The sequence below is a fragment of the Paenibacillus sp. JT22N1 genome (assembly GCF_059692155.1).
The window spans coordinates 329,187-340,940 of the sequence record NZ_JCAUAW010000003.1 but is presented as its reverse complement, the minus strand read 5'-3'; the positions used below and the strand labels follow the sequence as shown (position 1 = coordinate 340,940).

Below are 11,754 nucleotides of genomic sequence, written 5' to 3'. Positions count from 1 at the left end.
GAAAGTGGGATAATTCATTTAATTAAATATGTACCTTTAAAAACAGTCCAGAGAGGCTGGCAAGGTAGTCGATGAGAAAAGACGGGATATACTGAGTCGCGGATTCAGTGTGTGACTAAGCTTGGGGATGTGCGCATCCTTATGCCCCGCTCTGTATCTTTATGCACTCGTAACTCCTTGCCAACAAATGGCAAGGAGTTTTTTGGTTTTGCTAAAGCAAAACTCAGTGAATGCTTACGATTTCAGTTTTGCTAAAGCAAAACTCAGCCAATGCTTACGATGCAAGTTTTGCTAAAGCAAAACTCAGCCAATGCTTACGATGCAAGTTTTGCTAAAGCAAAACTCTCAGGAGGCGAAAAAGATGAATGAAACGGCCGAACACACGATTATTGATGAAATGGGAATTCGAAGAGCGCTAACGCGGATTGCACATGAGATACTGGAAAAGAATAAAGGGGTAGAGAATTGTACCTTGATTGGGATTCGGACCCGCGGTATTTACTTGGCCAAGCGAGTAGCAGAGCGAATTCTTGAGATTGAGGGTGTGCCGATTCCTGTCGGTGAGATTGATATCACTTCTTATCGTGATGATCGCGTTAAGGTGAAATCAGTGGGAAATGTTCAGGAAGGCGGCAAGATTCAAATTCAAGACCGCAAAATCATCCTGTTCGATGATGTGCTTTACACCGGAAGAACGGTGAGGGCAGCCATGGATGCTTTGATCGATCTGGGCAGACCGCAAATGATCCAGCTAGCCGTACTCGTTGACAGGGGGCATCGTGAATTGCCCATTCGCCCTGATTATGTAGGAAAGAATGTACCTACCTCCAAAAGTGAAAGTATTGAAGTGCTGCTTACGGAAATCGATGATAAAGATGGCGTCATTATACTTCAACAGAGGGGGAAACAGGAGTGAGCATAGTGAGTACTCAAACCAAGCATTTTCTAGGATTAAAAGGCGTAAGCGCAGGGGAGATAACGAGCATACTTGATCGTGCTGCCTACTGGGAACAATATCCTTCGAAGGTGACGAATCAATTTCAAGGCAAATTCGTTTCCAACTTGTTTTTTGAAAATAGTACAAGAACTCGGTTCTCCTTTGAACTGGCGCAAAAGCGGCTCGGAGCCGACGTACTCAATTTCTCCGCTGCGGAATCCAGTGTACAAAAAGGGGAGTCTATCTACGATACAGTCCGTACACTCGAGTCCATGGGCATCGATGCCGGTGTCATCCGTTTGAAGCCGAACGGTGTACTGCAAGAGCTGGCTGAGAAAATCAAAATCCCGCTCATTAACGCGGGGGACGGCAATAACGAGCATCCAACACAGGCGCTGCTCGATTTCTACACGATGCGCAAACAGTTCGGTGCCATCAAAGGTTTGACGGTCTCCATCATCGGAGATATCCTGCACAGTCGTGTAGCTCGCTCGAACCTATGGGGACTCATCGCCCTGGGAGCAAAGGTGCAGTTCTGCGCACCGGAAAGTATGCAAGCTCCAGAGCTGGCTGAGTTCGCACCGTATGTGTCCTTCGAGGAAGCTCTGAAAGCTGACGTGGTTATGATGCTGCGTGTGCAGCTTGAACGGCACGATAAAGGAATTATTCGCTCGGCAGAGGAATATCGCGAGCAATACGGACTAACGGCAGAGCGTGCAAGCCGCATGGCTCCTCACGCAATCATCATGCATCCGGCTCCAGTCAATCGAAATGTAGAGCTTGATGATGAACTGGTTGAACATGAGAAATCCAAAATCTTCACACAAATTGCTCACGGTGTACCGATTCGAATGGCGGTTATCGAACGAGCTTTATCATAAATTAGGGGGACATCATAACAATGGGCATTTGGATATTAAACGGACTTACCGTTGATGTAAATAATGTACAAGCGAAGAAACACATTTTGGTAGAGAATGATAAAATTGCAAAGGTTATAGATGCAGCAGAAGGTTCGGCTCCACAAACCGAAGGCCATGAAGTCATTGATGCAGCAGGTAAGCTAGTGACTCCAGGATTCATCGATATGCATGTTCACCTGAGAGAGCCTGGTTTTGAACATAAAGAAAATATCGCAACCGGAACACGTTCCGCGGCAAGAGGCGGCTTCACAACCATTGCTTGCATGCCGAACACAAGACCTGTGATCGACACCGTTGATACAGTGAACTACATATTAGACAAGGCTGCAACGGAAGGTGTTGTCCGAGTTCTTCCATACGGCACGATTACGAAGAACGAGCTTGGCCGCGAGTTGACCGATTTCGCTGCGCTGAAAGAAGCGGGCGTCATCGGCTACACAGATGATGGCGTCGGCGTGCAAAGCGCGCAAATGATGAAGGATGCGATGGCTTTAGCCGCTTCCATCGGTATGCCAATCATCGCGCATTGCGAGGATGACACGCTTGTGGTTGGCGCGCCGGTAAGCGAAGGCGCGTTCGCGAAGAAGCACGGACTGAAGGGAATCCCGAACGAGTCCGAGGCGATTCATGTGGGTCGCGACGTGCTGCTAGCTGAAGCGACAGGTGTTCACTATCACGTGTGCCACGTAAGCACCGAGCAGTCGGTTCGTCTGATCCGACATGCGAAGCAGTTCGGCATTAAAGTGACTGCCGAGGTATGCCCGCATCATCTCGTGCTCTCGGATGAAGACATTCCAGGGCTTGACGCCAACTGGAAGATGAACCCGCCACTGCGCACGCCGCGCGATGTGCAGGCTGTCACCCAAGCTTTGGAAGACGGTACGATCGACATTATCGTGACGGATCACGCGCCGCACACCGAAGAAGAGAAAGAGAAGGGCATGATGCTGGCTCCATTCGGCATACTCGGCTTCGAAACAGCGTTCTCTCTGCTGTACACGAAATTTGTGCTTACAGGTAAATGGTCATTAGGCTTCCTAGTAGATCGTATGACGAAAAAACCTGCAGACGTATTCGGTCTTCCATACGGAACACTGGAAGTAGGCAGTGCAGCTGATATCACAATCGTGGATCTGGAAACCGAGCGCGAAGTACTTAAAGAAGAGATCGTTTCACGCAGCAAAAACACGCCATTCATCGGCTGGAAGCTGCAAGGCTGGCCGGTTGTAACAATCGCTTCCGGTAAAGTGGTTTGGTCATAAATCGTTCTTAAATGACGCTTAAATCAAGCTGAAATCCGCATTAAGATCTATACGCAGATCGAAAAATCGTGTATATTTATACAGAATGATTGCTTTTTATGCAAATCTTATGCAATGAACAAAGAAGAAGTTGTAGGCATGACATCTGCGGTTCGTGAGAATCGTTGACAATAGCGAAGGAGTTGAAAGAACATGCAGGCAAGATTGTTGCTGGAAGACGGCACTCTTTTTACAGGAAAATCGTTCGGTAGTGAAGGTGAATCCGTCGGCGAGGTTGTATTCAATACAGGAATTACAGGTTATCAGGAAGTGCTTTCCGATCCTTCCTACTGCGGTCAAATCGTGACAATGACGTATCCATTGGTGGGGAACTACGGTGTGATTCGGGATGATTTTGAATCCGTACGTCCTTTCATTCATGGCTTTGTCGTTCGTGAGCATGAAGAGATTCCTAGTAACTGGAGAGCGCAATATACGCTGGGTAGCCTGCTGAAAGAATACGGCATTGTTGGGATCAGCGGCATCGATACGCGCATGTTAACTCGTAAAATCCGTCATCATGGCGTTATGAAAAGCCTTTTGACAACATCCAATAAATCCATTGCTGAGCTGACTGAGATCCTAAGAGGAACTTCACTTATGACGGATCAAGTCGCTCGTGTATCCACAAAAAGTGTATACGGCGCACCTGGTCACAAAGAACGCATCGTTCTCGTAGACTTCGGAGCCAAAAGCGGAATCATCCGCGATCTAAGCAAACGTGACTGTGACGTTGTTGTTGTACCTCAAGATGCTACAGCTGAACAAATTCGTCGCCTTGCGCCAGACGGTGTACTGCTGTCTAATGGCCCTGGGGATCCGAAAGACGTACCTCACGCCGTTGAAATGATTAAAGGATTACTCGGCGATATCCCGCTCTTCGGCATTTGCTTGGGTCATCAGCTGTTCGCACTAGCATGTGGCGCAGATACGGATAAACTGAAGTTTGGTCACCGCGGCGGTAACCATCCAGTTAAAGACCTTGTATCTGGACGCTGCTACATTACATCGCAAAACCATGGCTACACGGTTAAGGAAGAATCCGTCCAAGGAACTGACCTTGAAGTGACGCACATCAACAATAATGACCGCACCATCGAAGGCTTGAAACATAAGAAATACCCTGCCTTCTCGGTTCAGTATCACCCAGAGGCAGCACCGGGGCCATTTGACTCCAGTTACTTGTTCGATGATTTCATCTCGCTGATTCGTCAGCACAAAATCGATAACCCACAGCAGCCGCGCCAAGCGCAAATGCTTGCACAGTGGAAAGCTTCCACGGCATCGACATCTGTGAAGGAGGAACTGCAATATGCCAAAAAATAATACACTTAAAAAGATTCTCGTTATCGGTTCTGGTCCTATCGTCATCGGTCAGGCAGCGGAATTTGACTATGCAGGTACGCAAGCTTGTCAAGCTCTTAAAGAAGAAGGCATGGAAGTTATCCTGATCAACAGCAACCCTGCAACGATCATGACGGATACGAACATGGCGGATAAAGTATATATCGAACCGATTACGCTTGAGTTTGTTACGCAAATCATTCGTCAAGAACGTCCCGATGGTTTGCTTCCAACACTCGGTGGTCAAACAGGTCTGAACATGGCCGTTGAACTAGCTCGTGCGGGTGTTCTGGAAAGCGAGAACGTGAAGCTTCTGGGAACACAGCTTACGGCGATTGAGAAAGCAGAGGACCGTGACCTTTTCAGAGACTTGATGAGAGAATTAGAGCAACCGGTACCGGATAGCGTTATCGTAACCACGGTCGCTCAAGCAGTAGATTTTGCTAACGAAATCGGCTTTCCCATCATCATTCGTCCTGCCTACACATTAGGTGGAACTGGGGGCGGTATCTGTAACACGATGGAAGAGTTGACAGAAATCGTTGCTTCCGGAATTCGCTACAGCCCAATCGGCCAATGTCTGGTAGAGCGCAGTATTGCTGGCATGAAAGAAGTCGAGTACGAAGTAATGCGTGACGCGAACGATAACTGCATCGTGGTATGTAACATGGAGAACTTTGATCCAGTAGGTGTACATACCGGAGATAGTATCGTTGTAGCACCAAGCCAAACCTTGTCGGACCGTGAGTATCAAATGCTGCGTTCGGCCTCGCTTAAAATCATTCGCGCCTTGAACATCGAGGGTGGCTGTAACGTACAGTACGCGCTTGATCCGCATAGCTTCCAATATTACGTAATCGAAGTAAACCCGCGTGTTAGCCGCTCTTCAGCGCTTGCGTCCAAAGCAACGGGCTATCCGATTGCGAAGATGGCTGCTAAAATTGCGATTGGCTACACGCTTGATGAGCTAGTCAATCCAGTAACAGGCCAAACCTATGCCTGCTTCGAGCCTGCTCTGGATTACATCGTATCCAAAATTCCACGTTGGCCGTTCGATAAATTTACAGCGGCAAACCGTAAGCTGGGTACGCAAATGAAAGCGACTGGCGAAGTTATGGCGATTGGCCGTACATTCGAAGAGTCCATTCATAAAGCGGTTCGTTCCTTAGAGATCGGCGTACACCGTTTGTTCCTAAAAGAGACGGATCTTATCGATCAAGAAACACTCGAGTTCCGCCTGCAAAAGCCTGACGATGAGCGCCTGTTCTTAATCGCAGAAGCGTATCGCAGAGGTTACACCGTGGAACAATTGCAGAATTTGACGAAGATTGACTGGTGGTTCTTGAACAAACTAGATGGTCTGATTAAATACGAGAAAGAGATTGCAGCTAGCGAACTTACAAATGAGCTGCTTTTCGAAACGAAACGCAAAGGCTTCACCGATCGCGCCATTGCAGAAATTCGCGCACTTGCGGGCTGTTCGACATTTACCAAAGAAGCTGACATCCGAACGCACCGTTTGAAGCAAAATATCAAGCCGGTTTACAAAATGGTTGATACTTGCGCAGCTGAATTCGAAGCTTCAACGCCATACTACTATTCAACTTATGAGCAAGAAGATGAAGTTACGGAAACAACGAAAGAGAAAGTTGTCGTGCTTGGTTCCGGTCCGATTCGTATCGGTCAAGGGATTGAGTTCGATTACTCCACGGTTCATGCGGTTTGGGCGATCCAAGCAGCAGGCTACGAAGCGGTTATCATCAACAATAACCCAGAGACTGTATCAACAGACTTCAATACGTCCGATCGCTTGTACTTCGAGCCTCTGTTCTTTGAAGATGTGATGAATGTGATCGAACGCGAAAACCCAATCGGGGTTATCGTTCAGTTCGGTGGTCAAACAGCGATTAACTTGGCTGCACCTTTACACAAAGCTGGCGTACGCATTCTCGGTTCGGATCTGGAAAGTATCGATACAGCGGAAGATCGTAAGAAATTCGAAGCCTTACTTAGCAAGCTCTCGATTGCTCAACCACCAGGCGGCACCGTTACATCGGTTGACCAAGCTGTGGGTACTGCTGCTAAATTCGGTTATCCGGTTATCGTTCGCCCATCTTACGTCCTAGGTGGACGCGCTATGGAAATCGTCTACTCCGATGAAGAATTGTTAAGCTACATGGAATATGCTGTGAAAATCAACCCAGAGCATCCGGTCCTGATCGACCGCTACATGCTTGGTAAAGAGGTAGAGGTTGATGCCATCTGCGATAGAGAAACGGTTCTAATCCCAGGGATTATGGAACACGTTGAACGCGCAGGGGTTCACTCCGGTGACTCTATCGCGGTTTATCCACCGCAATCCATCTCAGATGAGATTAAACAACAAATTATCGACATTACCACGAAAATCGGCCTTGAGCTGAACGTAGTTGGTCTGGTCAACATCCAGTTCGTTATTCATAACGATCAAGTGTATGTGATCGAGGTAAACCCACGTTCTTCCAGAACCGTGCCTTTCTTGAGCAAAGTAACGAACATCCCGATGGCCAACGTGGCTACACGCGTCATTATGGGACAAAAGCTTGCTGATATGGGCTACCAAGGCGGTTTATGGCCGGAAGACAAGTACGTATCGGTTAAAGTGCCAGTATTCTCCTTCGCGAAGCTGCGCCGTGTAGATACTACGCTCGGACCTGAGATGAAATCGACGGGTGAGGTTATGGGTCGCGATATCAATTTTGCCAAAGCACTTTATAAAGGCTTAATTGGAGCGGGGATGAAAATTCCTGCAGCAGGATCTGTCGTAGTAACAGTAGCTGACAAAGATAAAGAAGAAGCGATTGAAATCTTAAAGGGCTTCTATCGTCTTGGATATAAAATCATTGCAACAGGCGGAACGGCAGCAGCGATCGAACAAGCTGGTCTTCCAGTGACGACCGTTCACAAGCTGAGCGAAGGTTCGCCTAACATTCTGGATCTCATCCGCAGCGGTGATGCACAATTCGTTGTGAACACACTGACTAAAGGTAAAGAGCCAGAGCGCGACGGCTTCCGTATTCGTCGTGAAGCGGTTGAGAACGGTGTGGTTTGTATGACATCACTCGATACAGTAAGAGCGCTTGTTAATATGCTTGAAGCAATCAACTTCTCCTCACGTGCAATGCCAATTCATGTCTAAGACTATGCTTACGAAGTCAGTTTTGCTAAAGCAAAACTCTAAGGAGAGTGACGAATTTGAGTACACTAACTCGCACAGATGTTACTGGACGCATTATGGTCGCTTTGGATTATGCGAACGCGGAAGGTGCTGAAGGGCTGCTCAAGCAGCTCGAAGGCATCCCTTGCTACGTGAAGGTGGGCATGCAGCTGTTCTATGCTGCAGGTCCCGGCTTCGTCGCGAGCCTGAAGGATCGCGGCTACAAGGTGTTCCTCGATGTGAAGATGCATGACATTCCGAACACGGTCAAAGGCGGGGCGGAAAGCGTGACGCGCCTTGGGGTTGACGTGTTCAATGTCCATGCTGCCGGAGGCAAGCAGATGATGGAAGCCGCCTTGGAGGGTGTCGACAAGGGGCTAGCTGTAGGTGCTTCGCGTCCGATTGTCATCGGCGTGACGCAATTAACCAGTACCAGCGTGCAGGTGCTGAATGACGAAATCGGCCTGACCGGTACGGTTGAACAGGCCGTCATTCGCTATGCCCGCTTGGCGCATGCTGCGGGGCTGCAGGGTGTCGTCGCGTCACCGCTTGAGGTGACTGCGATTAAGGCGGCGTGCGGTGACGGGTTCGTCACCGTGACGCCAGGCATTCGCCCTGCTGGAGCCGACGTGGGCGACCAGTCGCGCATCATGACGCCGGCTGAGGCTTTCGCGCAGGGAACGGATTACGTCGTGATCGGTCGACCGATCACAGGCGCAGCGGATCCAAGAGCAGCAATTGAAGCGATAATCGATTCAATCGTATAGCATGCTTTGTCTAACAACGGAAGGAACGGTGGTAGGAACATGAGTCAACTCGATACAATCGCGCAGCATATTGCGGCGTCATTATTAGATATAGAAGCGGTAGCACTTCGACCGCAGCAGCCTTTTACATGGACTTCTGGCCTCAAATCGCCAATCTATTGTGACAATCGTCTGACGATGTCACACCCAGCTATTCGCGAAGCGATCGCTGACGGCTTTGCAGCTTTGATTCAAGAGAAATTCCCGGATGCAGAGGTTGTTGCTGGTACGGCAACAGCGGGCATTCCTCATGCCGCTTGGGTTGCTCAAAAGCTAGGTCTCCCAATGATCTACATTCGTGATAAAGCCAAAGGACATGGCAAAGAGAACTTGATTGAAGGCACTGTGAAACCAGGACAAAAGGTGATCGTGATTGAAGATCTTATCTCTACGGGTGGCAGTTCTTTGAAAGCAGCTATTGCTGTCAAAGAAGCTGGTGCTGTAGCGTTGGGCGTGCTGGCGATTTTCTCCTATCAGCTAGATAAAGCTACAGAAGCGTTCCAAGCTGCTGATATGCCACTTTACACACTTTCCAACTACTCTACACTGCTTGAAGTGGCTCTAGAGAAGGGGAAAATCAAACAAGAGGACATGGAGCTCCTTCGTTCTTGGAGATCGAATCCTGCTGAGTTTGGTGTGTAAAGCGGTATCCATTTAAAGTGCGAAGATTGACGAATTGTGTAAGAATATCCTATACTGGATTCTAACTGCGATTAGTGGTGGAGACGCTTTGAAGCAAGCTGTTGGCATTCAGCTTTTAAGCAAAGTAAGTGATATGCAAGCAGCTTCATCTAGTACATTAGTACAGGATTTTGCTAAATCCCAACAGTTGGTTACCGCTTCAGCGACACCGCATTTGGGTGGCAATCTCGACATCCGCATATAAGTTTATAACGGAAGAAGCTCTACCTTTACGAAAAGGAGAGCTTCTTTTTTATTCGCTGAGGTTATCCTTGAGTCAGTTGTTGAATGAAAGTTTGCAAGGGCTGGGACATCCACTTTTTGGGGTGGAGCAGCAGTTGAAGGTCTAATTTTAAGTCCGAATGTGAAAAAGGAAGATGGGCAAGTTTCCCTTGTTCCAGTTCGTTCTGAACGGCAATTTGGGGCAGCAGGGCGATACCAAGCCCATTCATGACGCACTGTTTAATTGTTTCTAAATTACCGAGCTCAAATCCAATTTGAAGCGGGACAGCATGATCTTTTAGTAACTTTTCAAACATACCTCGATAGATGCAGCCCTCTTCTGTAACGATAAATTCGGCTTGCTGAAAATCGGTTAGCTGTATTTGTGTTTGTTTCGTTAGTGGATGCTCAAGCGGTGCCACCAACACTAAAGGTTCTTCTCTGACTTTCGTGCATGCAAGTACGGTGTCTGCCGGATAACGATCTAGTATTAGCCCTATATCATAGTCACCTTCTCTTACTTTGGTAATAAGGGAAGCTTCACTGTCAGGGAAGAGCTGGATATTGAGATCAGGGTAACGCTGTTTCAGCACATGTAAATAGGGTGGTAAATAGTAAGCAGCGAGTGAGTTAATCGTACCTATCGTCAGTGTTCCTCTGACTTCGCTTGTTATCATTTCTTTGGATTGATCATAGAGGTCAAGCATTTGCAAGACTAGCTTTAGCAAGCTTTCACCGGGTGCTGTTAATCGAAGCTGACGTCCGTATCTTTCGAAAAGGGGTACGCCATACTCTCGTTCCAGCTTCTGAATTTGCATCGTAATACTCGATTGCGCATAGCCCAATTCTTCGGCAGCTCGTGTAAAGCTCTTTCTCCGGGCAACCTCCCGAAAGGTTCGGAAATAGGTTAAATCCATAGGAACCCCTCGCTTTAATATCAAAATTTTTGATGAGTCTTATCATTTATTATAGCTAACTGTGATCCAATGATCCATGCTAAAGTGAATGTACAAACGAATTAGGACTGGGAGATGATTGAGATGTTAAGAGAGAAAGACTTACATGGGATCTATGTTCCCATTATTACGCCATTTGATGAAGAGTATGAGGTGGATGCAGCCTCTTTTTATAATCTAGCTTACAATTTATTTCAAGATGAGATAGACGGACTGGTCGTCAATGGAACGACAGGGGAATCTCCGACGATTACAAATGAGGAAATAGCTATCTTGTTCGCTACGGCACAAGCAGCTCGCGAGGCTGCGCAGGTAGATGCTCCGCTCATTGTAGGTACAGGAACGAATGATACGTTATCTACGGTGAAAAAGACGGAGGCTGCTGGGAAATTAGGAGCTGACGCTGTTTTAGTCGTAGTGCCTTACTATAATAGGCCGAGTCAACAAGGGATCATTGAGCATTTCCGCCGGGCAGCTAGCGTTGGTGTGCCTGTCATTTTATATGAAATACCACATCGCACGGGCGTGACGTTAGAACTTGATACCGTGCGTACGATACTTGAACTCGATGGTGTTATAGGTATGAAAGACAGTACGCCGAACACTCAATTAGTGTCTGAACTTACACGTCTAGGCTCGAAACCCGTCTTGTGTGGGGAAGATTCACTGCTATTTGAGGCGCTTAGCTCCGGTGCTAAGGGGGTTATGAGCGCGTCGGCGAACGTAATGACTGAGCGGTTTGTATCGTTTTATCAGCATTTTGAAGCTGGACAACACGAGATGAGCAAAAAGCTATTCGATGAGTTGCAACCTCTCATTCGATTGCTTTTCGAAGAGCCCAATCCAGCACCTCTCAAATGGCTGCTTGAGCAGCAAGGTGTCATTGAATCCGGAACACTTCGATTGCCGCTGCTTTCGGTGACAGAAAGCTTGCAGAAGAAGTTAGCCGCTTTTTTACAAAAGTGAGAGGGAGAGAGTTAGTTATGAATCGGACTAGGGTATTTACAGGCTCACCTTGGGAACCTGTTGTAGGTTATTGTCGGGCGATTCGGGTAGGGAACCGCATCGAGGTTGCTGGCACAACAGCTATGAGGGATGGAGAGGTCGTTGGCGTAGGTAATCCGTATGAGCAAGCGCGAGTCGTCCTCCAGACGATCGAGCAGGCGCTGCAAGAACTCGGGGGGCAAATGTCAGATGTGATTCGAACGCGGATGTATGTAACGGATATTTCGTTATGGGAGGAATTCGGCAAGGCACATGGGGAGTTTTTCCGTGACGTGCAGCCCGTGGCAACGATGGTTGAAGTGAAGGCTTTAATAGATCCTTTGTTGTTGATAGAGATTGAGGTTGAAGCTCTGTTGATTGAGGAAACCGAGAAAATCTAGAGC

General features: G+C 47.9%; 11 protein-coding genes. 10 read left to right on the top strand and 1 reads right to left on the bottom strand.

Annotation, left to right across the window (positions count from 1 at the left end; all coding sequences use genetic code 11):
- Positions 1 to 361 precede the first annotated feature (361 nt).
- The 8 genes from pyrR (at position 362) to AC58UU_RS07930 (ending at position 9,393) form a co-directional block, all read left to right on the top strand.
- Positions 362 to 916 (top strand): bifunctional pyr operon transcriptional regulator/uracil phosphoribosyltransferase PyrR, encoded by a 555-nt coding sequence (gene pyrR / locus AC58UU_RS07965; RefSeq protein WP_497314501.1) that lies wholly within the window; start codon positions 362 to 364, stop codon positions 914 to 916.
- Positions 913 to 1,818, top strand: a complete 906-nt coding sequence (locus AC58UU_RS07960; protein ID WP_047672396.1) for an aspartate carbamoyltransferase catalytic subunit — start codon at positions 913 to 915, stop codon at positions 1,816 to 1,818. The genes pyrR and AC58UU_RS07960 overlap by 4 nt, the downstream gene beginning before the upstream one ends.
- A gap of 20 nt (positions 1,819 to 1,838) precedes the next feature.
- Complete coding sequence (pyrC, locus tag AC58UU_RS07955; RefSeq protein ID WP_497314498.1) at positions 1,839 to 3,122, top strand: dihydroorotase; 1,284 nt, start codon at positions 1,839 to 1,841, stop codon at positions 3,120 to 3,122.
- Positions 3,123 to 3,314: 192 nt separating this feature from the next.
- Positions 3,315 to 4,487 (top strand): glutamine-hydrolyzing carbamoyl-phosphate synthase small subunit, encoded by a 1,173-nt coding sequence (gene carA / locus AC58UU_RS07950; protein ID WP_497314496.1) that lies wholly within the window; start codon positions 3,315 to 3,317, stop codon positions 4,485 to 4,487.
- Entirely contained in the window at positions 4,474 to 7,683 is a 3,210-nt protein-coding gene (carB, locus tag AC58UU_RS07945) for a carbamoyl-phosphate synthase large subunit (RefSeq protein WP_497314494.1), read from the top strand. The genes carA and carB overlap by 14 nt, the downstream gene beginning before the upstream one ends.
- 95 nt (positions 7,684 to 7,778) lie before the next feature.
- Positions 7,779 to 8,468 (top strand): orotidine-5'-phosphate decarboxylase, encoded by a 690-nt coding sequence (gene pyrF, locus AC58UU_RS07940; protein ID WP_171649065.1) that lies wholly within the window; start codon positions 7,779 to 7,781, stop codon positions 8,466 to 8,468.
- A gap of 39 nt (positions 8,469 to 8,507) precedes the next feature.
- Positions 8,508 to 9,149, top strand: coding sequence for an orotate phosphoribosyltransferase (pyrE, locus tag AC58UU_RS07935; protein ID WP_497314492.1), 642 nt, complete (start codon positions 8,508 to 8,510; stop codon positions 9,147 to 9,149).
- A gap of 34 nt (positions 9,150 to 9,183) precedes the next feature.
- Positions 9,184 to 9,393: a YjfB family protein gene (locus AC58UU_RS07930; protein ID WP_497314490.1), complete on the top strand. Its 210-nt coding sequence runs from the start codon at positions 9,184 to 9,186 to the stop codon at positions 9,391 to 9,393.
- Between the two features lie 61 nt (positions 9,394 to 9,454).
- On the opposite strand, the gene AC58UU_RS07925 is transcribed toward AC58UU_RS07930, so the two are convergent.
- The gene (locus tag AC58UU_RS07925) at positions 9,455 to 10,327 is read right to left on the bottom strand and encodes a LysR family transcriptional regulator (protein WP_497314488.1); all 873 of its coding nucleotides are present in this window, start codon (positions 10,325 to 10,327) and stop codon (positions 9,455 to 9,457) included.
- 123 nt (positions 10,328 to 10,450) lie between these two features.
- Between AC58UU_RS07925 and dapA the strand changes: the two genes are divergently transcribed.
- Both dapA and AC58UU_RS07915 read left to right on the top strand, forming a co-directional pair.
- Positions 10,451 to 11,332: a 4-hydroxy-tetrahydrodipicolinate synthase gene (gene dapA / locus AC58UU_RS07920; RefSeq protein ID WP_497314486.1), complete on the top strand. Its 882-nt coding sequence runs from the start codon at positions 10,451 to 10,453 to the stop codon at positions 11,330 to 11,332.
- Between the two features lie 17 nt (positions 11,333 to 11,349).
- Positions 11,350 to 11,751, top strand: coding sequence for a RidA family protein (locus AC58UU_RS07915; protein WP_497314484.1), 402 nt, complete (start codon positions 11,350 to 11,352; stop codon positions 11,749 to 11,751).
- Positions 11,752 to 11,754: the final 3 nt, after the last annotated feature.

Excerpts from the sequence above, each read along its gene's own strand:
- pyrR (WP_497314501.1), top strand. The coding sequence starts at position 362 with ATGAATGAAACGGCCGAACACACGATTATTGATGAAATGGGAATTCGA.
- pyrC (WP_497314498.1), top strand. The coding sequence starts at position 1,839 with ATGGGCATTTGGATATTAAACGGACTTACCGTTGATGTAAATAATGTA.
- carA (WP_497314496.1), top strand. The coding sequence starts at position 3,315 with ATGCAGGCAAGATTGTTGCTGGAAGACGGCACTCTTTTTACAGGAAAA.
- carB (WP_497314494.1), top strand. The coding sequence starts at position 4,474 with ATGCCAAAAAATAATACACTTAAAAAGATTCTCGTTATCGGTTCTGGT.
- pyrF (WP_171649065.1), top strand. The coding sequence starts at position 7,779 with ATGGTCGCTTTGGATTATGCGAACGCGGAAGGTGCTGAAGGGCTGCTC.
- pyrE (WP_497314492.1), top strand. The coding sequence starts at position 8,508 with ATGAGTCAACTCGATACAATCGCGCAGCATATTGCGGCGTCATTATTA.
- AC58UU_RS07925 (WP_497314488.1), bottom strand. The coding sequence starts at position 10,327 with ATGGATTTAACCTATTTCCGAACCTTTCGGGAGGTTGCCCGGAGAAAG.
- dapA (WP_497314486.1), top strand. The coding sequence starts at position 10,451 with ATGTTAAGAGAGAAAGACTTACATGGGATCTATGTTCCCATTATTACG.
- AC58UU_RS07915 (WP_497314484.1), top strand. The coding sequence starts at position 11,350 with ATGAATCGGACTAGGGTATTTACAGGCTCACCTTGGGAACCTGTTGTA.